At 66.4% G+C, this 24,587-nt stretch carries 16 protein-coding genes; 5 read left to right on the top strand and 11 right to left on the bottom strand.

Translation table 11 applies throughout. The features are described 5' to 3' along the window. Nucleotides 1-23: 23 nt before the first annotated feature. Together DAD99_RS00645 and DAD99_RS00650 are read right to left on the bottom strand one after the other, a co-directional pair. Nucleotides 24-770: a DUF5998 family protein gene (locus DAD99_RS00645; RefSeq protein ID WP_193339917.1), complete on the bottom strand. Its 747-nt coding sequence runs from the start codon at nt 768-770 to the stop codon at nt 24-26. 42 nt (nt 771-812) lie between these two features. Further along, nucleotides 813-3,497: a bifunctional GNAT family N-acetyltransferase/acetate--CoA ligase family protein gene (locus tag DAD99_RS00650; protein ID WP_193339918.1), complete on the bottom strand. Its 2,685-nt coding sequence runs from the start codon at nt 3,495-3,497 to the stop codon at nt 813-815. 112 nt (nt 3,498-3,609) lie between these two features. Here DAD99_RS00650 and DAD99_RS00655 point away from each other — a divergent pair, with 112 nt between their 5' ends. Both DAD99_RS00655 and DAD99_RS00660 read left to right on the top strand, forming a co-directional pair. Further along, nucleotides 3,610-6,120, top strand: a complete 2,511-nt coding sequence (locus tag DAD99_RS00655; RefSeq protein WP_193339963.1) for a DNA topoisomerase (ATP-hydrolyzing) subunit A — start codon at nt 3,610-3,612, stop codon at nt 6,118-6,120. A 9-nt stretch (nt 6,121-6,129) separates the two neighbouring features. Next, the gene (locus tag DAD99_RS00660) at nt 6,130-6,648 is read left to right on the top strand and encodes a DinB family protein (protein WP_193339919.1); all 519 of its coding nucleotides are present in this window, start codon (nt 6,130-6,132) and stop codon (nt 6,646-6,648) included. 6 nt (nt 6,649-6,654) lie between these two features. Here the strand turns inward: DAD99_RS00660 and cydD are convergent, their stop codons facing one another. From cydD to DAD99_RS00675, 3 genes are read right to left on the bottom strand one after another with little or no spacing between them, the layout of a single operon-like run. Further along, nucleotides 6,655-10,188, bottom strand: coding sequence for a thiol reductant ABC exporter subunit CydD (cydD, locus tag DAD99_RS00665; RefSeq protein ID WP_193339920.1), 3,534 nt, complete (start codon nt 10,186-10,188; stop codon nt 6,655-6,657). Between the two features lie 6 nt (nt 10,189-10,194). Continuing rightward, nucleotides 10,195-11,244 (bottom strand): cytochrome d ubiquinol oxidase subunit II, encoded by a 1,050-nt coding sequence (cydB, locus tag DAD99_RS00670; protein ID WP_193339921.1) that lies wholly within the window; start codon nt 11,242-11,244, stop codon nt 10,195-10,197. Nucleotides 11,245-11,266: 22 nt separating this feature from the next. Then, a complete protein-coding gene (locus DAD99_RS00675) occupies nt 11,267-12,859 on the bottom strand; it encodes a cytochrome ubiquinol oxidase subunit I (protein WP_193339922.1) in 1,593 nt (530 codons plus the stop codon). Between the two features lie 263 nt (nt 12,860-13,122). Here DAD99_RS00675 and DAD99_RS00680 point away from each other — a divergent pair, with 263 nt between their 5' ends. Then, nucleotides 13,123-13,509: a BlaI/MecI/CopY family transcriptional regulator gene (locus DAD99_RS00680; protein WP_193339923.1), complete on the top strand. Its 387-nt coding sequence runs from the start codon at nt 13,123-13,125 to the stop codon at nt 13,507-13,509. Between the two features lie 6 nt (nt 13,510-13,515). Then, on the top strand, nt 13,516-14,529 hold the full coding sequence (locus tag DAD99_RS00685; RefSeq protein ID WP_193339924.1) for a M56 family metallopeptidase: 1,014 nt from the start codon (nt 13,516-13,518) through the stop codon (nt 14,527-14,529). Between the two features lie 265 nt (nt 14,530-14,794). On the opposite strand, the gene DAD99_RS00690 is transcribed toward DAD99_RS00685, so the two are convergent. Together DAD99_RS00690 and DAD99_RS00695 are read right to left on the bottom strand one after the other, a co-directional pair. Continuing rightward, nucleotides 14,795-17,353 (bottom strand): glycoside hydrolase family 65 protein, encoded by a 2,559-nt coding sequence (locus tag DAD99_RS00690; RefSeq protein ID WP_193339925.1) that lies wholly within the window; start codon nt 17,351-17,353, stop codon nt 14,795-14,797. Continuing rightward, complete coding sequence (locus DAD99_RS00695) at nt 17,350-19,980, bottom strand: HAD-IC family P-type ATPase (protein ID WP_255527410.1); 2,631 nt, start codon at nt 19,978-19,980, stop codon at nt 17,350-17,352. The genes DAD99_RS00690 and DAD99_RS00695 overlap by 4 nt, the downstream gene beginning before the upstream one ends. A gap of 345 nt (nt 19,981-20,325) precedes the next feature. On the opposite strand from DAD99_RS00695, the gene DAD99_RS00700 reads away from it, so the two are divergent. Next, complete coding sequence (locus DAD99_RS00700) at nt 20,326-20,613, top strand: DUF3040 domain-containing protein (protein WP_193339927.1); 288 nt, start codon at nt 20,326-20,328, stop codon at nt 20,611-20,613. A 50-nt stretch (nt 20,614-20,663) separates the two neighbouring features. Here the strand turns inward: DAD99_RS00700 and DAD99_RS00705 are convergent, their stop codons facing one another. From DAD99_RS00705 to DAD99_RS00720, 4 genes are all read right to left on the bottom strand, one after another. Beyond that, on the bottom strand, nt 20,664-22,181 hold the full coding sequence (locus DAD99_RS00705; RefSeq protein WP_193339928.1) for an L-lactate permease: 1,518 nt from the start codon (nt 22,179-22,181) through the stop codon (nt 20,664-20,666). 11 nt (nt 22,182-22,192) lie between these two features. Further along, complete coding sequence (locus DAD99_RS00710; protein ID WP_193339929.1) at nt 22,193-23,197, bottom strand: 2-hydroxyacid dehydrogenase; 1,005 nt, start codon at nt 23,195-23,197, stop codon at nt 22,193-22,195. 112 nt (nt 23,198-23,309) lie between these two features. Further along, nucleotides 23,310-24,365 (bottom strand): 1-phosphofructokinase family hexose kinase, encoded by a 1,056-nt coding sequence (locus DAD99_RS00715; protein WP_309233165.1) that lies wholly within the window; start codon nt 24,363-24,365, stop codon nt 23,310-23,312. Further along, nucleotides 24,355-24,495 carry a hypothetical protein gene (locus DAD99_RS00720; protein ID WP_193339930.1) on the bottom strand — a complete coding sequence of 47 codons (141 nt, stop codon included), beginning with the start codon at nt 24,493-24,495 and terminating at the stop codon, nt 24,355-24,357. The genes DAD99_RS00715 and DAD99_RS00720 overlap by 11 nt, the downstream gene beginning before the upstream one ends. Nucleotides 24,496-24,587 lie beyond the last annotated feature (92 nt).

Consider the following 24,587-nt stretch of genomic DNA (forward strand, 5'->3'; position numbering starts at 1 on the left):
CGTTGCTTTCCCTTGATCCGGCATCAGCGCTGCTGATGCCCGCGGCTGAGCCTGTTTCCGAACACACCGGTCCGGGGCCGGGGCTGGAGCGTCTGGCCGACGTGCGCCACCGGAGCGGTGGAGCCGGTGTTCACGGCCCGCAGGGCACGGGCGAAGAGTTTGGCGTCCTGGACGGCTTGTGCACCGTCGGCTTCAGCACTGATCCGCAGGACGATGTCCTCCTGGGCAATGGTGCCGCTGTAACCGTGGTCTGCCTCGCATTGCGGGTCTCCGCAGCTCGCGGGCCCCATGTCCAGCCGCTGCCCGCCGGACCAGGCGATGGCGAGGGTGACTTCCCGGACCGGATCCGAGGGCTTGTAGTCCTGCGGCTGGGAGTACATGTAGCTCAGGACCACGGAACGGATCTGCGCGACGGGCACGGATTCGGTGGAAATCTGGGCCACGATCTGTTCGCCGGCGTCGTCGAGCTGCTGGTCGTCCACGTGGGTGATCACCAGCATGTCGGCGGTCAGGACCAGCACCGTGATGTGGCGGCGGACCTCGGCCCGGTCAAAGTGGGTTTCCAGGTGGACCAGGTGGGCCACGCATTCGCGGCCGTCCAGGGCGTCGTCAACGACGTCGGCCACCAGGCGCGGGTAGAAACCGGCCTTCTGGAGCGCACCGTCCAGGCTCTGGCCCTGGGGCGTATGGCTGTGTGAGCTGTGCGGGCGGGTTGCCTGGTTGTCACTGCCGGAGGTGGAAGGCGTCGACGGGGAAGGCTGTGAGCTCATTCCCCCATTTTCACAGATCGGCCGGGGACATGCTAACCGCGGTCAGCCAAGCATGGCCCGGCGGGCACTGTCAGTGCGCTGGGCCGCGTTGCCGATCCGGATATCTGCGGCCAGGATGGACACGCCCTGAGTCCCGCAGAGAACCGGGTTGAATTCCACCAGCGCGATCTCCGGATGGTTGTCCTTCATCCAGGCCAGCCGCCCGGCGACCTCCTCCAAAGCGGCAATATCCACGGCGGGAAGACCCTGGTAGCCGAAGAGTTTGCGGGCGGCCCGGGGTCCGCGGATGAAGTCCTTCACGTCCCCGGCGGACAGCGGAGGCACGCGGTGCGCCCAGTCATCCAGCAGATTGACGGCGTCCCCGGCCAGCCCGAAGGAGACCACCGGCCCCAACAGTGGATCCTCAATGGCCCGGAACGTGCACGCCTGCCCCACGGGAGCCATGGACTGCACCTCCAGTGCCCGGGAACCGTAAGGTGCCAGCGAGCGCCGCATCTGCAGGATGTTTCGGCGCAGGGAATCCGGATCCTCGATATCGAGGCGGACTCCCCCCAGGTCGAGGCGGTGGCGAAGTGCCGGGTCCGTGGTTTTCAGCGCGACCGGCCAGCCCAGCCTTCCGGCGGCAGCTACGGCTTCATCTTCTGAGTCGAACCCGGCGGATGGCAGCACCGCAATGCCGTAGTGCGCCAGCAGCTCTGCCGCTGACGCCGGTTCGAGGGTCTTGAGTTGCTCCTCGTGGACATCGTGCAGAAGCTGATCCAGCAGGATCCGTGCGCCTTCCGGATCGCAGCCTTCGGGCTGAACAAAGTGGCCAGGGTCCCGTGCCACCCATTCCGCGTAGCGCACCACGGCCGCGAGCGCAGCCACAGCCGCACCGGCGTTCGAGAAGCACGGCACTGTCTGCTGTTCGGCCCCCACCATGCCCTCCACATAGATGGAGGGGTCAAGGATTCCGGTGAAGGCAGCGACGACCGGTTTCCCTGCGGCGGCCGAGCATTCGGCCAGGACCTCGGCAATGCGGTCCACCGTCAGGCCGCGCACCGGCAGCAGCGCGGCCACCACGGCATGGACGGCGTCGGACGCGAGGGTGTCCTGGAGGCTGCGGCGGAGGGCCGGCAGTGCCAGGGACATGCCGGCGTCGAGATCCACGTCGGTGACGATGCCGTCCACGGTCAGGCCGTGCGCTTCGGCGCTGTCCGCCACCACTTTGCCCAGCGCCAGGGAATTGCTGAAGATGGCCAGCCCGGGCCCCGCCGGGAGCGGCTGCCCGGACACTATCTGGGTGATGTCCATCAGCTGTTCGATGGTCTCTACCCGGATGACGCCGGCCTGGCGCATCATGGCGTCCAGTGCACCGGCGGGCGCCTGGGTGGTACGGACGGCGTGGCCAGGCGGCAGCCGCAGGCCCATGGTTTCCGACTTGGCCACCACCACGGGCTTGCTGCGGGCAAGCCGCCGGGCGATCCGGGAGAATTTGCGGGGGTTCCCGATCGACTCCAGGTAGAGGCCCACCGCGGTGGTGTCGGCGTCGTCCTCCCAGAACTGCATCATGTCGTTACCTGAGACGTCCGCGCGGTTGCCGGCCGACAGGACCGTGGAAACGCCCAGCCGGCGGCGGTGTGACGCCGCGTAGAGCGAAACACCCATCGCCGCTGACTGGCTGAACAGGCCCAGGCCACCGCGGCTCGGCAGTGAGGGCGCCATGGAGGCGTTCAGCCTCACGTCGGGATGGGTGTTAACGATCCCCAGAGATGCGGGCCCGATCACCCGCATGCCGTTGGCCCTGGCCTTGCGCACGAGGTTGCGCTGGCTGGCGAGGCCGCGTTCGCCGTCGTCCTCGAAGCCCGCTGAGGCGATCACCAGACCCTTGACCCCCGCCGCGGCGCACTGATCAACGACCGTGGCCACTTCCTCATACGGAACGGCGATCACTGCGAGCCCCACCGGCTCAGGAACCTCGGAAATCCTGCCGAAGGACAACATTCCGGCGAGCTCCAGCGCCTCCGGGTTGATGGCGTAGACCTGCCCGAAGTAGCCGCCTTCGATGATGTGTTCCAGCAGCTGGTACCCCACGGTCCCCCATTTGCGGCTCGCCCCGATGACGGCAATCGACGACGGCGCCAGCAGGTCCCGGACGCTTCTCGCCTCGGCGCGGTGCTCGCGTGATTCCATCACTGCACGGGACTTTTCGGTGGGGTCGATGTTGAACTCCAGGCTGACCACGCCGTCGTCGAAATGGCGTTTGACGTCGTAGCCGGCATCGGCGAACACCATCAGCATTTTGCGGTTTTCCGGCAGCACCTCGGCGCTGAAGCGACGGATCCCGTTTTCGTGGGCCGCCGTGGCAAGGTGTTCGAGCAGGATTGAGCCGATACCCCGGCCCTGGTGGGCGTCGGCGATGTTGAACGCGACTTCGGCTTCGAGGGGGTCACCCAGCCTGTCGTAGCGGCCGATTCCCAGGATTTCGCCGCCAAACGTAATCACCAGGGCAACCCGATCCTTGTAGTCCACTTCGGTGAAGCGCTTGAGCTCCTTGCCGGACAGCCGGGCCTTGAACGCGAAGAACCGCATGTAGATTGAGTTCTGCGACTGCCCGGTATGGAAAGCCTGGACCGCGTCCGCATCGCTGGGGTGGATGGGCCTCAGATGGGCGGTGCCACCGTCACGGAGTACGACATCAGCTTCCCAATGTTCCGGATATTCGCCGTCCCCGGGCTGATCCACCATAGGCTTAGCCTAACCACAAACTGACGGCGCAGGCCGTGTGCCCGGAGATCATCCTCCACACCTGCACCCAGACCACAGCATGACCAGTCACGCAGAAGGATCCACCAGCCCCATGGCCCGCCGCCAAAGCCCAGCCCCTGCCGGGGACGCTCCCCAGGATTTCGTCGAGAACATCGTGGACATTGATGTAACGTCCGAGATGGAAGGCTCCTTCCTGGAGTACGCGTATTCGGTGATCTACTCCAGGGCCCTGCCTGATGCCCGGGACGGGCTCAAGCCGGTCCAGCGCCGGATCCTGTACATGATGAGCGAGATGGGCCTGCGTCCGGACCGCGGCCACGTCAAGAGCGCGCGCGTGGTGGGCGAGGTCATGGGCAAGCTCCACCCCCACGGCGATACCGCCATCTATGACGCCATGGTCCGGATGGCCCAGGACTTCTCGCTGCGCCTGCCGCTGATTGACGGCCACGGAAACTTCGGCTCCCTCGACGACGGTCCCGCGGCACCCCGGTACACGGAGGCCAGGCTCGCGGCGGCGGCCCTGACGCTCACCGACCACCTCGACGAAGACGTAGTGGACTTTGTCCCCAACTACGACAACCAGCTGACCCAGCCGGACGTCCTGCCGGCCGCGTTCCCCAACCTGCTGGTCAACGGCGCCACGGGCATCGCGGTCGGGATGGCCACCAACATGGCCCCACACAACCTCGTTGAGGTCATCTCCGCGGCGCGGCACCTGATCGCCCACCCGGACGCGACCCTCGATGACCTGATGCGCTTTGTGCCCGGACCGGACCTGCCAACGGGCGGCCGGATCGTGGGCCTGGACGGAATCCGGGACGCCTACGCCACCGGACGCGGTTCCTTCAAGACCCGGGCAAAGGTGGAGATCGAGCAGCTCTCGGCCCGGCGCACCGGCCTGGTGGTCACCGAGCTGCCGTACATGGTAGGCCCCGAAAAGGTGATCGAGAAGATCAAGGACGCGGTCAACAGCAAAAAGCTGACCGGGATAAGTGACATCGTCGACCTGACGGACCGCCAGCATGGCCTGCGCCTGGTCATCGAGCTGAAGAACGGGTTCAACCCGAACGCCGTCCTCCAACAGCTCTACCGCTACTCGCCGATGGAGGATTCCTTCGGCATCAACAACGTGACCCTGGTGGATGGCCAGCCGCAGACCCTCGGCCTGGTGAAGCTGCTCTCCGTCTACGTGGAGCACCGGATCGATGTGGTGCGCCGGCGGACGGCCTTCCGGCTGGGCAAGAAGAAGGACCGCCTCCACCTGGTGGAGGGCCTGCTGATCGCCATCGTGGACATCGACGAGGTCATCCAGATCATCCGTTCTTCGGATGAGGTGGCGGCCGCCAGGGTCCGCCTGATGTCCATCTACGATCTTTCCGAAATCCAGGCCAACTACATCCTGGAACTGCGGCTGCGGCAGCTGACCAAGTACTCCCGGATCGAGCTTGAAAAGGAACAGGAGGAGCTGCGCCGCGAGATCGCGGAGCTCGAAGCCATCCTCGGCTCCGAGGAGCGGTTGCGCGGACTTGTGTCCTCCGAGCTCGGCGAAATCGCCGAAAAATACGGTACGCCGCGGCGCACCGTCCTGCTCGAATCCGAGGCCGTCCCGCCCACCGTGGCCGCAGCCCTGGCGGCCACCCCCAACGCCAAGGGCAAGGCCGCGCCGCTGGCCCTGGAGATCTCGGACGATCCCTGCTGGGCCATCCTGACGGCGTCGGGACAGATCGCGCGGACGTCCAACCAGGAGCCCCTCGCCGAGTCCGGACCGCGTGCCAGGCACGACGTTTTCCGTTCCGTGGTCAAGACCTCGGCCCGTGGGGAAATAGCCGCGGTCACCTCACAAGGCAGGATGCTTCGGCTTCAGATCATGGACATGCCGGTACTGCCACCCATGTCCGGGCTGCCCAACCTCGCCGGCGGTGTCCCGGCCAAGGACTTCATCACACTGCTGAAGGGTGAAACGCTGGTGGCGTTCGCCCCGCTGGATGAAGTGCTGGCCATCGGCACGGCCCAAGGCGTGGTCAAGCGGGTCCAGCCCGATTACCCCCTGAACCGCGAGGACTGGGAAGTCATTGCGCTCAAGGACAAGGATGAAGTGGTGGGTGTGGCGCCGGCCGGGTCTGAGGAGACCGATCTGGTGTTCCTGACCCGTGAGGCGCAATTGCTCCGTTTCAGCGCCGCCAACGTCCGGGCCCAGGGCAGGACGGCCGGCGGCATGGTGGGCATCAAGCTGGCCGCCGGGGACCAGGTCTTGTTCTTCGGGGCTGTCACCGCCGCCGACGACGCCGCCGTGGTGGTCACCATTGCCGGCACCAACGGCGCCCTGCCGGGCACCGCACCGGGGGCGGCGAAGGTCACGTCCTTCGCCGAATACCCTGCCAAGGGCCGTGCCACAGCAGGCGTCCGCGCGCACAGATTCCTCAAAGGCGAAGACACGCTGCTGCTGGCGTGGGCCGGGCACGGACCTGCGAAGGCCTCATCGCTGGCCGGCATAGCCAGGTCGCTGCCGCAGGAGCACGGCCGCCGTGACGGTTCCGGGATTCCGCTGTCCCAGGCAGTGGACGCAGTGGGTCCGGCCATGGCGTGGAGCGATCCGTCCTAGACTGCTGCCATGCCTATCATTCCTGATGAAAAGGACTGGACCTGGGTCCTGTCCCGGCCATGCCCCGAGTGCTCCTTCGACGCTTCCACCGTCACGCCGGCCACGGTGCCGGGCAGCGTGGAGAACATGCTGCCACGCTGGCGGGCTGTCCTCCGCAGGCCTGAGGTGGCCGAACGCCCGGATGACAGGACGTGGTCGGCCCTCGAATACGCCTGCCACGTCCGTGACGTCTTTTCGCTGTTCGACCAGCGGCTGAACCTCATGCTTGACGCCGACGGCGCCCAATTTGAGAACTGGGACCAGGACCTCACCGCCGTCGAAGCGGACTACGCCAACGCCGATCCCGCCGTGGTCAGTGCAGAACTGACGGCGGAGGGTGAACAGATCGCGGAGTCCTTCGCCGGCGTCCGGGAGGCGGAGTGGGGGCGGCGCGGCCTGCGCAGCAACGGTTCCGAATTTACCGTCCTGACGCTGGCCCAGTATTTCCTGCACGACGCCGTCCATCACCTCCACGATGTGGACGGCTGAGGGGACTCAACCCACCAGCGAAGCAGCCATGCCCGCCCGGGACGCTGCCGGGAGCTCCAGCCGGGCGTCAGCCGGCTGGACGTCGGCCGGATTATGGGTGACCATGACCACCGTGCGGTCCTTCAGGCCGACGCGGAGATCTGCCAGCATTTCCTGTCCCGCCTGCGCGTCCAGATGAGCCGTGGGCTCGTCGAGCAGGATGACCTCTGCCCCCGTCAGCAGGGTCCGCGCCACAGCCAGGCGTTGCCGCTCGCCGCCGCTGAGGAAGGAGCCGCCCGGCCCGATCCGGGTGTCAAGCCCGGCCGGCAGCCGCGAGATCATTGCGCTGAGGCCGACGGCGCTCAGTGCCGCCTCCAGCTTGGCGTCACCGGCCGCAGGCGCACCATCGGTAGGCGTACCATCGCCGTGAGCAGCGGAAGCGCCCGTCACTGCGTCCGCGGCTGGGACGCCCAGCATGAGGTTGCCCCGCAGCGTCGAATCGAACAGATGTGCCTCCTGCGGGCACCAGGCCGCCGTCCCGGTCACCGCTGCGCGGCCGGTAGCGGCCGGCAGGAATCCCAGCAGGACAGCGAGCAACGTGGATTTCCCCGCGCCGGACGGTCCGGTGACCGCCAGCCAGGTGCCGGGTCCGGCCGTTGCGGAAACCCTGGAGAACACCAGATCTCCGCCGGGCCACGCTGCCCCGACGTTTTCCAGTTCAACGCCGGCGGCGGCGCCGGAACGGGCGGGGACAGGATGCAGCCCGTCGCCGGCCCCGGTTTCGGTGGCGCCGCCGTCCAGTACGCCGGACTCACCGATCCGGCGCATCACGCTGCGGAGCGCCGGGTACTGGCGCACTGCCGTCGTCACCGCTGCGTACGGTTCAACCAGCGCCAGCTGCAGCAGCACAACAACCGCGGCAGTGGCTGGCTCCAAGGTACCGGCCAGCACCTGGGGTGCGGCCAGCACGGCAGCGGCCAAGGCGGCGCTTCCGCAGGCAGCGACGGTGATGGCCTGGCCGAGGCCTTCGGCCCACGCGGAACGCTGCGATGCCCGGGTGGCCTGGCGGTCCTCGCAGCGCAGCGCGTCCAGGACGGTGCCCGCGATGCCGTTCGCGTGCAGCTCGGCCCGGGCATCCAGCGCAGCCGACGTGCGCCGCAGGACGCGTGTCCGTAGGCTCTGCTCCGCTGTGGCTGAGCGGCGGTCCCCCCACAGGGCCGCGGCCGGCGCCAGGAACAGGCTGAGCGCCGCCGCCAAGGCAACGGCCGGCAGCGCGGCCGGCGCCACCAGGGCGGTTGCCACCAGCGCCGAACCGGCCACGGCAAGCGCCGTCACGGGCGGCAGGACAACCCGCGGCAGCAGGTCCCGGACGGTGTCGACGTCGTCAATCACCGTACCCAGGACGTTGCCGCCCTGCAGGAGCCGCCGGAGCGAGAGAGCCTTCCGGCTCAGTGATTCCCAGAGCCGGCCGCGCAGCCGGGTGAGGGCGCCGAAGACGGCGTCGTGGAGCAGGAGCCGTTCCCAGTAGCGGAGGACTGCGCGTCCGATACCGAAGAACCGCACGCCGACGATGGCGGTGAGCAGGTACAGGATGGGTGGCTGTTCGCTCGCCCTGATGATGAGCCAGCCGGACAGGCCGGACAGGGCAACCGCGAAAATGGCGGCAAAGGTGCCCACCACGGCGGCACCGGCGAACCGGCCGGACACCGGGGACAGCAGGCCGGACAGGAGGCGGGCAGTCCGGCTTGGCCGGAGATCACCGGCCGCAGGCGTCTGCGCCTCCGTAGGACGACTCCCGGCAATTTCCGTGGCGTGCTCATCCTCCACGGTGGCCACGGTTCCGCCACCGCGCCCAGCTCTGGACTTCGCTGTTCCCTCGGACGGCAATGTCCCTTCTAAAAGCACAGCTCCGTCGGAGGGAGCTGTGATGCCGTGGGCCGATACGGGCACCAGGTGATCGGCCAGCTCGCGGGTCTGCTGGTCGTGGGCCACCAGGATGACGGTGACCTCCCCCCGGAGCGCACGGATCGAGTCCTGCACCAGCGCCGCCGATACCGCGTCAAGGTGTGCGGTGGGCTCGTCGAGAAGCAGAACGGTGGCACCGGACCTGATACGGGCCAGGCCGCGCGCCAACGCAACGCGCCGCAGCTCGCCCGGGCTCAGTTCGGCCGGATGGTGGCCGGCGAGGTGCCCGGCAGCCGCAGCGACCAGGCAATCCTTTGCCGCCGCCTCCGCTGCCGGAGTGCCTGAGCCCATTCCGCCGCTGAGGTACAGCATGACCTCGTCGAGCACGGAGTCCGCCACCATGACCGGGTGCTGCGGAACCCAGGCGACGGCGTCGCGCTCCAGCCCGGAGAGGCGGCCGGACACCGTGGTTCCGCCGCCGTCCCCGACGGTCCCTGCCAGCACGCCAAGGACAGTGCTTTTGCCGGCGCCGCTGGGGCCGTCCAGGGCGGTGATCAGCCCGTGCGGGGCAGTGAATGTTAAGGGCCCGACGGCGGGAGCGGACCGTCCGGAGTACGTGACGCTGAGGTCGGTGACGATCACTCCCCCGGACCCGGGCACGGAACCCCGGCTACCGCCGTCGTACGCGGAAGCTTCGCTTCCCTGTGCGGGCAGCAGCCGCGGCTCGGGTGCTTCAGTGACCTTCCTGGTCTCGGCCAGGGCCGCCCGGCCGTCATCACTGGCATGGTGGGCGGTGCCCAGCTCCCGCAGCGGCAGGTAGCAGTCCGGCGCGAGGATCAGCGCCAGGAGGCCGGCTTCGAGTGGCATGTCGCCGTGCACCAGGCGGACGCCGATGAACACGGCAACCACCGCCACGGAAATCGTGGCGATCAGTTCCAGCGCCAGTGCGGACAGGAACGCGGTGCGCAGTGTCCCCATGGTCCTGGCGCGGTAATCCTCCGAGATCTCCTCCAGGGCCTTCCGCTGCGCCGTGGCACGGCCCAGCCCCACCAGGACTGGCAGGCCCTTGGCCAGCTCCAGCATGTGCGCCGAAAGCCGGGCCAGGGTTTCCTGGGCCTCGCGGACATGGTCCTCGGTATACCGGCCAATCAGCACCATAAATAAGGGGACCAGCGGAACTGTCAGGACAATCACCACCGCGCTGACCCAGTCGGCGAACAGGATGCGCGCCCCGAGCAGCAGTGGAATCGCCGCACAGTTCACCAGCGCGGGCAGGAACTGCGTGTAGTAGCTGTCCAGCGCATCCAGCCCGCGCGTAGCCAGCACGGCTAGCCCGCCGTCGGCCGGGCCGGTGCTGCGCGCACCGTTCCGCAGGGCCCGGGCCAGCAGTTCGGAGCGGAGTTCCTCTTTGATGCCCAGCGCGGCGCGGCGCGCGGCGATGCCCTGGGCCCACACCGCGGCGGACCTCAGGACAACGCCCGCCAGGCCCCAGGGCAACTGCTCGGGCCAGGACCCGTTTCCGGTGGCCAGCCCGGCCAGCATGGCAGCCACGGCCTGGCCCATCAGAACCAGTGACAGCGCCTTCAGCGCTGCCAGCAGGCCAAGCCAGTAGATGGCGGAACGGGTGGCCGGTCCGGCCGGAAAATCTGGGCGCACTGCCGGTCAGCCCTTCGTGGTGAATGCCCTGACGGCAATGGCCGGCAGGAAGCTGTGGGCCGTGGGAATCTGGGACGCGCTGACACGCCGCCGGAACACCCAGTACGTCCACGCCTGGTAGGTGATCACGAGGGGCAGCCCAACGGCTGCCACGACGCTCATGAGCCCGAGCGTGTAATCGGACGACGACGCGTTGGCAATAGTGAGGTCAAACGCAGGGTCCAGGGTGGAGGGCAGCACCACCGGGAACACCGCACCGAAAATGGACGCGCTGCCGAGGAGGAGGAAGACCCCCATGGCCATAAACGCCCTGCCTTCGGATCCACGCCGTGCGAGGAACCACGCGGCTACCGCGGCCACCACGGCCACGATCACGGCCGCCCAGGTCCACGGCTTGCCCTCCAGGAATTGGAGGATCAGTGCCCAGCCGGCCAGGGGCAGCAGCAGGACCGGAAGCAGCCGGACGAACCACCGGCGCGCGCGGTGGCGCACGTCGCCGTCGGTCTTCAACGCGAGGAACGCCAGCGCGTGCAGCAGGGAGAAGCCCACCACGGCCAGCCCGCCCAGCACGGCGTAACCGCTGAACCACGCGAACGCACCGCCTTCGCGGTCACCGTTCGCGTTCAGCGGCAGGCCCGTGGTGGTCAAAGCCAGGGCAGCGCCGACGCCGAAGGCGGCAAAGAAGGAACCCAGGGTGATGGCCCAGTCCCAGCGCGCGCGCCATTTGTCGGTGTCACCCTTGCCGCGGTATTCGAACGCCACGGCACGGAAGATGAGGGCAACCAGCACCACCAGGAGCGGGAGGTAGAGGGCGGAAAACAGCGAGGCGTACCACAACGGGAACGCCGCAAACGTTGCGGCACCGGCCGTGATGAGCCAGACCTCGTTGCCGTCCCATACCGGGCCGACGGTGTTCAGCAGTACCCGGCGCTCGGTGTTGTTCCGCGCGAACAGCTTCATCAGCATTCCCACGCCGAGGTCAAAGCCTTCAAGGAAGAGGTAGCCGGTCCAAAGCACCGCGATGACGATGAACCAGATGGTGGGCAGCAGTTCCATGCTCGAGTATCCTCTGCTCTTCTTAGTAGGCGAATGCCAGGACGTCGTCGGCGGGTTTGCCAGTGCCCGGACCCTTGTTGGCGTCCCCGTTTTCGTCGGCCGGGGTGTGTGCAAGTTCCGGCATCGCGGACACCACACCGCCCCGGATGAACTTGACCAGGAGTTTGACCTCAACCACAAGCAGCGCCGCATAGACCGCGGTCAGAACGATCAGTGACGTCAGCAGTTCACCGGCCGACACTCCGGGCGAGACGGCCGCCGCGGTGAACATAAACACCTGGTCGATGCCGTTCAGGTCCGGGTTGGGGGCCACCACAAACGGCTGCCGGCCCATCTCGGTGAAGATCCACCCGGCCGCGTTGGCGCCGAACGGGGCCAGGATGCCGAACACCGCGAGGCGCATCAACCAGCGCGATGCCGGGACCGTGCCCTTTCTTGTCACCCAGAGCGCCAGGAGCGCGGCAAACGCCGCAATACCGCCGAAGCCAATCATCATCCGGAAGCCCCAGTAGGTGACTTCCATGACCGGGACGTACTGGATCTCCTGGCCTGCCCGCTCTCCGTAGATCGGGTTGTTGGGCAGGTGGGTTCCGTAGTCGGCCTTGTACTGGTCCAGGAGGCTGTTGACACCCTTGACCTCGGTGGTGAAGTCGCCCTTGGCGAGGAAGGACAGGATGCCGGGTACTTCGATCACGGCCTTGATGTCATCGCAGTTCTTGGAGCCCAGGTTCCCGATGCTCAGCACGGAGAAGCCCGTACCGTCGTGGCAGGCGGCCTCGGCCGCGGCCATCTTCATGGGTTGCTGCTCAAACATCAGCTTTCCCTGGAGGTCTCCGGTCAGTGCGGTGCCCGCGAACGAGATCATGGCGACGACGGCGCCGATCCGCAGGGAGCGGATCCAGACTTTGTAATCGGTCCGGTCACGGCCGGGGATGGCTGCTTCGCCGGGAATCACCTTCCCGTCGGCGCCGACGGTGTCGATCCCGTCGGTGCGCCTGCGCCAGAGGTGGTACCAGGCAATGCCGAGGAGGAAGCCGCCGGCAACGGCCAGTGCGCCCATCAGGGTGTGCGGGAAGGCCACGAGTGCGGTGTTGTTGGTGAAGACTGCCCAGGCGTCCGTCATGACCGGCCGGCCGTCGATAATCTTCGAGCCCACGGGATGCTGCATCCAGCTGTTGGCTACGATGATGAAGTACGCGGAGAACACCGATCCCACCACGGCCACCCAGAGGCAGGCCAGGTGGATGGCCGGCTTCAGCTGCTTCCAGCCGAAGATCCACAGGCCCAGGAACGTGGACTCGACGAAGAAGGCCAGCAGCGACTCCAGCGCCAGCGGCGCCCCGAAGACGTCTCCAACGAAGCGGCTGTACTCGCTCCAGGCCATGCCGAACTGGAACTCCTGCACAATGCCGGTGGCCACGCCCATGATGAAGTTGATCAGGAAGAGCTTGCCCCAGAATTTGGTCATCCGGAGGTATTCCTCATTGCCGGTGCGGTGCCAGAGCGTCTGCATCACGGCGACCACCAGGCCCAGCCCGATGGTGAGGGGCACCATCATGAAGTGGTAGACGGTGGTGATGCCGAATTGCCAGCGTGCGATTTCCAGAGCTTCCACAGCAGTCCCTCGGGTTGGCGGTGCGACTTTTCTACGGTTCGTAGAACTTTGACTTCTACAGAGTGTAGAACAATGCGGCGAGCACTGTAAACCAACAGTTCCATGTGGAAGTGGCGCCCACAAGGCCGCGGCGCGCCGACTGTTCTACCGTACGTAGAAACTCAGCCGAAAAACAGGTAAATTTGTTCTTGTATATGTAGCGCTGGTGCAGTCACCGCGGCCGCCAACGGCCCGGTGCGGGGAAAATCGAAGGATGTATGGCAATGGCAAGTCTTGGCGAACTGGAACGGGCAGTGATGGATCTGCTCTGGGCGGGCCACGAAGCAGCCACAGCGAATACCCTGCGCGACAGACTGGCAACAACCACTGAAGCAAACGGGGATGCCGCAGGGCATGAAGGCAAGGAGCTTGCCGTCACAACAGTCCTGACCGTCCTCTCGCGGCTCGAAAAGAAGGGCCTGGTGGAGCGGGAACGCGGTACGCGGCCGCACCGCTACCAGGCCGTTTCGAGCAGGGAAGACCACACGGCGGAACTGATGCATGAAGTCCTGGGCTCAGCGCCCGACCGCGAAGCCGTCCTGGCACGGTTCATCGGCTCCGTCACGGACAGTGAAGCGGAAACCCTGCGCAAACTGCTTGGCCACATCTAGGGGACCATGTTCTGGACCTCGTACCTGCTGGCGGTCCTCGCGATAGTCCTGGCGTGGCCAGTGCCTATCCTGCTTTCCCGTGCCTCGTGGCCTGCACGGTCACCGTTCACGGCCATGCTGCTGTGGCAGGCAATAGCACTCGCGGGTGGACTGTCCATGATCGGCGCCATGCTGGTCTACGGGCTCGAACCGATCGGAGACAACCTCATTTCCGGGCTGCGCGGACTGGCGGCCATGGTCCTCTTCAACGCGCCCACCACGGCACTGGGCTTCTGGCATCTCTTCGCCCTGTCCGCCGCGGCGCTGCTCACCGCCCACCTGGTCTTCACCCTCTTGCTGACGTATTACAGGATCGAGCGGCAGCGGCGTCGGCACCGGGAGCTCCTGGCCCTGTTGGCCGCCCCGTCCGTCGACGCAGACCGAACAGTGGTCATCAGCCACGATTCACCTGTTGCCTATTGCCTGCCGGGCGGGGCCCGCTCCGTCACGGTGCTCTCGGACGGCCTGATGGCGGCCCTGGAACCGGCTGAATTAAGGGCGGTCCTGAGCCACGAGAATGCCCACCTCAACCAGCGCCACCATCTCCTGCTCTGGGCGTTTGCCGCATGGCGCCAAGCGCTCCCCTGGCTGCCCACCACCCGCCTCGCGCAGGAGGCGGTGAACTCGCTGATCGAAATGCTGGCTGACGACGTAGCGCTCAAGACAGAAAGCAACGCCACGCTCATCAAGGCGATCGCCATAGTCGCCAGCGGCCCCACAGGAGGTATGGGCGCTGGTATGGCAACGGGAATGGCGGCCGCCGCCGTGCCGTCCGCGCACCCCGGCCTTGCCCTGGATGGGCTTGAGGCACCCGCCGGCGCCGTCTCAGGTTCTGCGCGGACCACGATGTCCCGGGTCAGCCGGCTGCTGTCCCCTCAGCCGCAACTGCCTGCCGCCGCCCGCGGGCTAGTGCTTGCCGGCTGCGCCCTGCTCCTGGCCCTGCCCACCGCCCTGCTGATCGTGCCTGGCCTGCTGGGTTGAAGCGTGGCGACGGAAGCCCCGCATCGGCTGAATCCGGTCGAGGACTGAATCGCCGCTGTGGGCCCGGTCCTCCTGAACGTGTCGTGAGCCGCCAAGTTTGTCGCGGTGCGGCGCCTGTTTGTGTGACGTGGTCGAGTGAATCCTGGACTTATTGAGGGCTGGACATTGGTCGGGCGCGATTTCTTCGAGACGAGGGCGGCATGGTCGGCCGCATGCCCGGCCCCGGCCGAAAAATCGATGCCGGCCAATATCCGGTGTAACTGGTTCATTCCCCAACTCCCTTGGTACTCTCGGCCCAGCCCCCGGGTAACTGGGGTGGTACGGATTGGCGCCTCCCGATCGGAAAGTCGCGTGTTTGTCCGGGTGAAAGTGTTGCCGGGTGTCCCTCGATGATGACGTTGATGGGTTTGGCGCCGCCGGCGCGCAGCGCCAGACGCAGCCTGGTCTTATTGATTTCGATCCGGATCGGCTGCTCACGGTAGTTGATGGAGAACGCGACGTCGGTGAGCTGGTCCGGGAGCGCCGGATGTAATCGCAGGATGTCGTCACGGATTTCGAGTCCGGTGTAGCAGCGGATGACCATGTCGATGGAGCCGGCCATGGCTCCCAGATGGACCCCTTCCCGGGTGGTGCCGCCCTGGATATCGGCGAGGTCGCTTTCAAGTGCCTGGGTGAGGAATGTCCAGGACCGTTCCCGATCACGCCGGGCCTCCACCCAGGAGTGCACCACGTTGCTTAGTGTCGAACCGTGCGTTGAGCGTGCCCCGTAGAAATCCACTGTGCGTACGATGGCTTCGGGTGGGAACTGGTAGCCCATGTCGTCCAGCAGGTCCCGGAGCTCCTCGGCCGAGAAGAGGTACAGGAGCATGAGTACGTCGGCCTGCTTCGAGAGCCTGTAGTTGTTGGTGCTGTCGCCTTCAGCTGCCAGGATCAGGTCCAGCCTGCCTAGGGCGCCGTACCTGGCCCGGTAGCCGCGCCAGTCAAATTCCGGCAGGTCCTCGTACCCTTCGAACTGGCTGGGGACGCCGTCCGGGTGAAACGGAACGCGCAGCCGGCGGCTGATGTGTTTCCACCGGTGTATCTCGTCGGGCCGTATATCGAGCCGGTTCCGGAGCGGTTCGCAGTAACGGCCTTCGAGCAGGCCGGCTGTCTCAACTGCCCGACGCAGGACCCAGGCGGTCATCACGTTGGTGTAGGTATTGTTCCGCAGCCCCAGCCCGGGTAAGCCGGGGTACCCGTCGTGGAATTCATCCGGCCCCATGATGCCCCCGATGTCGTAACGGTCTTCTTGTGCGTCGTAGCTGCAAAGGCTGGCGAAGAACCGCGCAACCTCGAGGATGAGCTCGGCGCCCTGTTGGATGAGGAACGCGGTGTCACCGGTGGACTGGTAGTGGTGCCACACGCTGTAGGCGAGGGCGAGGCCCACGTGCCGCTGGCGCTGCGAGTTGTCCGGCATCCACTGATTGTTGTAGGGATTGTAAAGTTCCGTGGGCGTCTCCTCACGCCCGTCAATGGCGCTTTGCCACGGGAACATCGCGCCTTCGAAACCGGCAGCCAGTGCGGCCGCGCGCGCCTCGTTCAGCCGCCTGTAACGGTATCCGAGCAACGCGCGGCTTAGGTCGGGGCGGCGGAGGGTGAGAACGGGATACACGAACAGCTCGTCCCAGAAGATGTGCCCGCGATACCCCTCCCCGTGCAGGCCGCGGGCCGGCACGCCTGCATCCAGGTCCACGTCAGCGGCAGCCACCGTTTGCAGGACGTGGAAGGTATTAAGGTTCAGCGCGGGCGATTGCCTCCTGCCGGAGTCCAGGGATACCGCGAACACCTCCCACAGAATCTGCCATTCCCGCTCGTGGGCGGCCAACAGCCTGTCTGCATCGCCGAGTCGGTGTAATGCGGTGGCCACCGCCAGGGCTGGGGAGGCAATAGCACGGTCGCGGGAAGTGTAGACGGCAGCGGCTTTTTCAACCCGCACCGGGTGCGCCTGCTCCAGCTGCAGATTGAACTCGTGGGCGACCCATCCGGCGTCTTCCCGGAGAAAGTGTCGGGCGGGCGTCAGGAGGCTGCCTCCGTCGAAAACCCGGGTGCGGACGCCCGTCGCTACGTGGATGCCGGATTGGTTGGTTTCCATGTCCAGCAGCACCGTCTCACTATCGAGCTCGACCACTTGACGTGGCAGGAGGTGGTGACCCGCCAGCAACCGGTCCGTGGCAACGTTCCGGTTTGCAACCCGTCCGTTGATCGCGGAACGCACGGTCATGGGACCCGACCAGTCCTCGGCCTCGAAAGTCGTACTGAGCACGGCGATGTGCGGGGCGGAATGGGAAATGAACCGCAGCGAGGAAACCTTGGTGGTCCTCCCTGCGTGATCGCTGAACCGGATGACGCGGGTCAGCACCCCTCTCCGCAAATCCAGCTCCTGCAAATAGCTCAGAATCCGGGCGGTTCCCGGATGGAACCAGGCGCCGTCCACCACTTTGAACCACAGCGGCAGCCAGTTGGGAGCGTTGACCATATGCTCGTCCTCGACGGAATGCCCGCCCCGGTCAGTCCGCACCCGGTTGTACACCCCGGCCAGGTAGGTCCCCGGGTAGTGAACATCGTCCGCGTCGGCTTCCGGCGCGGCCCCCCGGGTGGCCCAGTAGCCGTTGCCGACCGTGCAAAGTGCCTCGCGCAGGCCTTCGACCTCCGGATCGTAGCCATCGTAACTCAGCAGCCACTCGCTGCTGCCGGACTCGGCGCCGGCCCACCCCGGAAACCGGGAGCCGGTCTCTAGGCCCGGGTCATCGGGAACTGTTCCGCCGCGGTTCGGAACGCCAGTCATGTCGCTGACGCATCATTTCGGTGGGACCAGCGCCGGACGGCTTTCTCGGCTTCCACGATGATCAGCACCGTTGAGCCGACGGCCGCGCAGAGGAGCCATTCCCACGCGTTCAGCGGTGTGAGCTCCAGCAGCCCGGCGGTGACGGGCCAGGTCATGACGGCCCAGTGCAGCGCGAGGGCGGCCAGGGAGGTGTAGAGGAGCGGTTTGTTCGCCAGCAGCCGGAGCTGGAAGAGGGACTTGTTCTCGGCCCGGGAGCTGAAGACCTGGAAGAAACTGAGCATCACGAACATGGTCAGCGCGAGGGTCCGGGCATGGATTTCGGGGTAGCCGTTGTGCAGTTCCACGATGAAGCTCAGGATCACGGCCAGGGCCATCCAGGCGCCGGTGATTCCGGCCCGGAACCAGAGGGTTCGGGAGAGGATCCCATCGGACGGGGGCCGGGGAGGTCGGCTGAGTTCATCGCCCTCGGCCGGTTCGAAGGCCAGAGCGATGTCCTGGACGCCGTTGGTCACCACGTTCATCCAGAGCATCTGCACGGGCAGGAACAGCAGAGGTGTGCCGGCGAAGACGCTCAAGGTCACGGCCACCAGGGCGGCTGCCCCGGTGGAGAGCAGGAAGTACGTGGTTTTGCGGATGGCAGCGAAGGTGACTCTGCCTTCTTCCACGGCGTGCACGATGGTGACGAAGTTGTCATCGGTCAGTACGACGTCGGCGGCTTCGCGGGCCACGTCTGTGCCGGATTTGCCCATGGCGACGCCGATCGCGGCTGCTTTGAGGGCCGGGGCGTCATTGACGCCGTCACCGGTGACGGCGACGACCTTCCCGGCGGCCTGCAGGGCGTGCACGATCCTGAGCTTCTCTACCGGGGAGACCCGTGCCGCGACGGAAGTCTGCTCGAGGCGGGCGGTGAGCATGTGGTCATCCAGGTCCGCCATTTCGGTGCCGGTCAGTGCGGGTTTGTCCGTCGGGAGGCCGAGCCGGCCGGCGATGGCCGTCGCGGTCACCGGATGGTCTCCGGTGATCATCATGACTTTGATCCCGGCCCGCCGGCACTTCGCGATGGCCTCGGCCACCCCGGATCGCGGCGGGTCGGTCATTCCTTCCATGCCCAGGAACTTGAGGCCGGCCGGCACCGGCAGCACTGCGGGTAGTTCCTCGTTGTCGTCCAGCATCCGGGATCCGGTGGCGATGACCCGCAGACCGTCCCGGCCCATTGCCTCGTTGGCCGCATGGATCAGCGCCTGGTCCAGCGGGCCCTCGCCGTCATCATTGGCCATGGTGCCGGCGGCGTCTATCACCGCTTCCGGGGACCCTTTGACATACAGGGTCCGCCGTCCGTGGGGATCGGTATGAACTGTCTGTGAGTACCTCAGGTGCGGTTCATAGGGTTGGTGGGCCAGGGGTTCGGCTGTGCGGTCCTGTTCATTGATGGCGCCCCGGGCCACGGCGGTCTTGGCCATGGCCGCGTCGACGGCGTCCCCGGAGTACTCCAGGTCCTCGTCCTCGGAGGTGAGCGTCGCCTCGTTGGTCAGGGCACCGGTGCGCAGAACGGCCCGGACCAGCGGCGGGTCCGCTACCCCGTCGTCGTCGTCCCCACCTGAGATGTCCAGCAGGCCGGCTGTGGTCCAGATTTTTTCCACGGTCAGCCGGTTCTCGGTCAGGGTCCCTGTTTTGTCGGATCCGATGACGTTGGTGGAGCCCAGTGTTTCGACGGCGGGCAGGGTGCGGATGATCGCGTTTCGTTTCGCCATCCGTGAGACGCCGAGGCTGAGCGCGACGGTAAGGACGATCGGTAGGGATTCGGGGATAGTCGCCACCGCGAGGCCGACGGAGGTGCGGAACATGGTGGAAACGTCGTTGCCGAGCACCAGCCCGGCGATGAAGATGAAGACGAGTGCGGCGAGGACGATCAGGCCGATACGGCGTTCCAGGCTGTGGGTGAGCAGCTGCAGCGGTGACTTGCCGGGCGGGCCCTGGACGAGGGCGTTGATTTCACCGAGCGCGGTTCCGGCGCCGGTCGCAATCACAACGCCCCTGCCCCGGCCGCTGCCAACGAACGTGCCGCTGAAGGCAATATTTGCCCGGTCCGCTGCACCGGTATCGGCCGGAAGCTGTTCTGTGTGTTTGGTGGCCGCGAAAGGCTCGCCGGTGAGCATGGACTCATCCAGTTGAAGGCCGTTGGTTTCGACAAGCCGGAGATCGGCGGGGACCCGTTCCCCGCTTTCGAGCAGCACCACATCGCCAGGGACGACGTCGCGTCCCGGGACCACCTGTTCGCTACCGTCACGGACCACCCGGCAGGACGGTGTGGAGAGCGACTGGAGCGCCCTGACGTCCGCCTCCGCCTTGCGCTCCTGGACGAATCCCAGGGCGGCGTTGATACACAGAATGAGGAAGATCGCGCCGGAGTCCACCCAGTGCTGCTGGATCAGGGTCACCACGGCGGCCACCAGCAGGATCCCGATCAGCGGGCTGATGAACTGGCGAAGGAGCACCCGCCACCACGGAGTCGCGCCGGCGATACTCAGCTCATTCGGACCGGCGTCCGCCAGCCGCCGGGCAGCTTCGGCGCCGCTGAGTCCCTCCGGACCCGACGACAGCCCAGCGAAAACGTCATCGGAACTCAAAGCGTGCCAAGGCGCAGGCTTCACTGGGCTTGGAGCGGATGCCGCGAACCGGGCTGCCATTGCCTCAGTCTTCCCGGGCACATTCAATTCGGCAAGCGTTTCCCGGGAAACGGCACCGCAACCCATTCGCCACGCAACCTGGGACCGTCAGCCGGGCAGCCCCGTCTTCCCGGCCACTCGTGGCGACCTTCACCCGCGAGATAGGAGGCCTATGGATAGTGTCCGGGAACAGGCAGATAATGAAGCCAAGCACCGTACCGTGCCCGGCCGGCGCCCATGGCAGAGTAATCGGCGCCCGTTCCCGGCGCTGGGTTCCTTGCCGCAGTTCTGGGGAGGAAGGTTCCCGTGCCACTGTCGGATGAAGAGCGCAGACGCCTGGGGAAGCTCGAACAGGACCTGGCCGCGACCGATCCGGAGCTGAACCTCGAAATGCAGTCAGGACAACCCCGCGGCATGGCTGCCCGCTCAGTATGGGGCCTTCTGGCCGCTTTGGCTGGCTTCGCATTGGTCATCACAGGGATCTCTACGCAGATCACGATCATCGGTGTCATCGGCTTCCTGCTGATGGGCACGGGTGCTCACTGGTTCCTCAGCGGCGTCCGCCCGCACGGTAGGTCTGGCTACCCGCTTTGACCCGCGATGGGCCCGAGGAAACATCTCCGCCTGCTTCTGTGGGACGCATCTCATCGAGTGAAGGCAAGCGCCAGAAGGCCCCCGAGTGCCACGTAGAGGGCGGCTAACGGGAACGTGGCCCGCAGTACCTTGCCCTCCTGACCGGTGAGGCCCACCGTGGCCACCGCAGCCACAATGTTGTGTGGGCAGACGATATTGCCCACCGCGGCGCCGAATCCCTGCGCCCCAAGGAGGGGCAGCGCGGGAAGCCCGGCAGCGTTGGCGGTAGTGGCCTGCAGTTCAGTGAAGAGCACGTTGGAGGCAGTGGCAGAGCCCGTGACGAAAGTTCCGAACGCCCCCACAGCGGGTGAGAGCAGTGGCCATGCCGCGCCGATCCCGGCGGCAGCGAAGGCCAGCTCATCGGTCATCCCGGCATGGGACATCGTGCGGGCTATCGTGACCATCGCAACCAACGCCACCATCACCGGTCCGAGTTGCCTCGTTGCGGTCAGGAAAGCCTCCCGGACCTCGCGCCCGGAGGCCCTTTGCCCCACCGCCCCGGCCACGAAGGCCACCGTGAGCAACATGGCCGGGTGGAACAGCGGCCGGACGCTGCCGGAAAAGCCCGTGCCGGTCTCCCACGCCACGGTCACGGCCTCCAGGGCCCCGCGCAGCGGGGGAATGAGGCGGGTGGTAAGAACCAGTGCAACCAGGACCAGGTACGGGGTGGCTGCGCGCAACAGCGCCAAGCGCTCTCCCGGCCCCGCGGATTCGGCGCCGGATACGCATGCCTCCTGCCGCCGTCGTCGGACAAGCACGACGGCGAAAACGGCGACGCCGGCAAGGGCCCCGCCGAGGGTGGGCAGTTCGGGGCCCACGAACGTGGCAATCAGCGCGTAGGGCACAAAAAACGAAACAGCGGCCAGGACGCCCCAGGTCCAGAGCCTGCGGTCACCTTTCACAGCACGTCCGATGGTCAGCACCACTGCGGCCGTCAGGACTCCTCCGAGAATAACGTGGTACGGAGCAGTGGCCCTGGCCAGGTCCGCCCCGGAAAATTCAACGAGTGCGGTCTGGGCCAACACGGGTGTGCCGATGGCTCCGAAGGAAACACCTGCGGCGTGGCCCATCAAGGCCGCCGCTACCGCCGCAACAGGCGGCATGCCCGCGGCCACCAGGAACGGTGCAGCCAACGCCACAGGGGTGCCGAACCCGGCGGCACCCTCGAGGAACAGGGCAAAGAACCAAGCCACCACCAAGGCGCCCAGCCGTGGATCGGGGTGAAGCCGGGCCAGGCCTGCCCGCAGCCGCTCCGCAGCCCCGGTCCGTTGCTGCAGGTAATGGATGCCTAGCGCCGGGCCGATAATCCCTGCCACCGTGAGGGCGATGAACGCAGCTTCTGCCACCACGCCGGCCGTTCCGGAGATCACGGTGAATTGATCCGCCGGGCCGCCGAAGCCGAACGCTGAAGCGGCCAGTACGAGGGTGACCGTCGCTGTCACCGCCCCTGCCCGGGCGGCCGACCATCCGGCAACGGTCATCAGCACGAGCACCAGCAGTACCGGTGTGACGGCTAAGAGGGCCAGCACGTCAGCCTTGGTTACCGTGCGACATCGTCAACGGTGACCTTGTTCAGGGCCGCGCCGTGCTCCGCTGCTGTGAGGTTGTCTATCGTTGTTGCCGCGATGTTGGTCATGGCCTCGCGCGTGAAAAATGCCTGGTGGCCGGTAATCAGCACGTTCGGGAAGGTGAGCAGCCGCGAAAAGATGTCATCGTGCAGGACCTGGTCGGAGAGGTCCTCGAAGAACAAGTCAGCCTCCTCCTCGTATACGTCCAAACCCAGATAGCCCAGCTTCCCTTGCTTGAGTGCGTTGATTGCAGCGGCAGTGTCGATCAGCATGCCCCGGCTTGTGTTGATGAGCATGACGCCGTCGCGCATGCTGCCCAGCCGTTCAGCTTCGATGAAGTGATAGGTCTGCGGTGTGAGGGGCAGGTGCAGTGACACGATGTCGCTCTGTGCCAGGAGCGGTTCCAGTGGCACGTACTCCACCCCCATAGCCCGGCACTCCTCGTTAGGATATGGATCATTTGCTACCACGCGACAACCGAAGCCGATCATGATGCGCGCGAAGCAGCTCCCGATCCGGCCGGTCCCTACGATGCCCACGGTTTTGCCGAAGAGATCGAAGCCCAGTAACCCGGTCAACGCAAAGTTACCTTCCCTGACCCGGTTGTACGCCCGATGGGTCCTGCGGTTCAATGCCAGCACCAGTGCCGCGCAGTGCTCGGCCACCGCGTGCGGCGAGTAGCCGGGAACACGGGTCACCGAGATCCCGAGCCGCGCCGCCGCCTGCAGGTCCACATGATTGAAGCCCGCGGAACGTAACGCCACCCGGCGGACGCCCAGTCCGGCGAGGCCGTCGAGCACCCCGGCGCTGAGATCGTCATTGACAAAGGCGCAGACCGCTTCGGCACCCGCCGCCAGCGGGACCGTGTCAAGGGACAAGCGGGGCTCCAGGAATGAGAGATGGTGCCTGTGGGCGAGATTTGCCGCAGTTAGGAACTCCTCGTCATAGGGCTTCGTACTGTAAACGGCCACCCGCATGTTCTACCTCCGCTTGCGTCAGTAATGCCAAAAACTCTAGAGACGGGCCCGCGTGCGGTCCACCGTGCGCCCGTCCGGCTGCGGCAAACAGCATCCGTGCACGCCACGGCAGTCAGGGTGTTGCCGCAGACAGTTCAGCCTCCAGGCGATCCGTGTCGCCCCGGTGGCACAGTTCCGTGGCCGGCGTCATCACGGCCGCGCTCCCGGCAGCGACGGCAGCCCTGAACGCATCTTCAACAGAACGGTCCTGCGCGAGCCGAAGCACAAATGCCGCGAGAAAACTGTCGCCGGCACCGACCGTGCTGACCACCTGCACTGCTGGAACCGGCAAGCGGACAACGCCGGACTTCGAGGCGAGCACGGCGCCCGCCTCGCCGAGTGTCAGAGCGACGTACTCCGCGGACCCGTCGGCGACCAGCGCGGCGGCTGCTTCGACCTGGCTCCCTTCACTTTCCAGCGCTGCTCCGACATACACTCCCAGCTCGCGCTTACTGGGTTTGACCAGAAAAACCCCCTCGGCAAGCGCCTCGGTGAGGGCAGGTCCTGAGGTATCCACAATGCACCGCGCACCTCCCTCCCGCGCCAGGCGCACCACTCGCGCATAAAAATCCTCCGGAACCCCCGGGGGCAGGCTGCCGCTGGCCACCATATACCCACCGGCCGGGATGGCCTGGGCAACGAGATCCAGGCAGGCGCGCCACTCTGCATCGCTAAGCTCAGGACCCTCGAGGACAAACCGGTACTGTTTCCCGCTTGACGTCTCATCGACAGTGAAGTTCTGGCGGGTACTGCCTTGGATCGGCACCACCATGCTGGGAATGTGTTCGGCTTCGATAAGCCGGCGGTAGGCTTCTCCCACGGGACCGCCTGCGGTATAAACCGCCAAGCTCCGCCCTCCAAGCCGCTGAATTACCCTCGACACGTTCACGCCCCCGCCGCCGGGGTCCACTCGGCTCGTGCCACACCGCAGCTTATGAACGCTAACCACCTGCTCAGTTGAGGTACTGATATCCAGCGCCGGGTTTACCGTCAGGGTGAGGACCAGCTTGGCGCCCGTGGGCTGTGAGGCTTCCATGCGCCCCAGCATAGGGGATTCAGCCATTGCCCCGGCCGGTGGGATGCGTGCAGCAATGCCGTCATCACCAAGATGGGATGCCTCAAAGGCCATCAACTGTTCGCTTGATTTGGGGACTCGATGCCAGCAGCGTTGGTTCCACTACGGTGACGGTCTGCTGCCCGAGCGCATTGGTAATCGCCTCGGTGAGGCGTTCAGCGTCGAGGGTGCGTGTTTTAGTCAAGGGACGAGCCAAGGTCCTTGAGCAGAGTTTGGACATCGCCGCCGCCGAGGCACTGAAAAGCTCCAGACATGGATTCCAACGCTCAAGGACTT

Source organism: Pseudarthrobacter sp. AB1, assembly GCF_014926485.1.
In the GTDB taxonomy this organism is placed as follows: Bacteria; Actinomycetota; Actinomycetes; order Actinomycetales; family Micrococcaceae; genus Arthrobacter.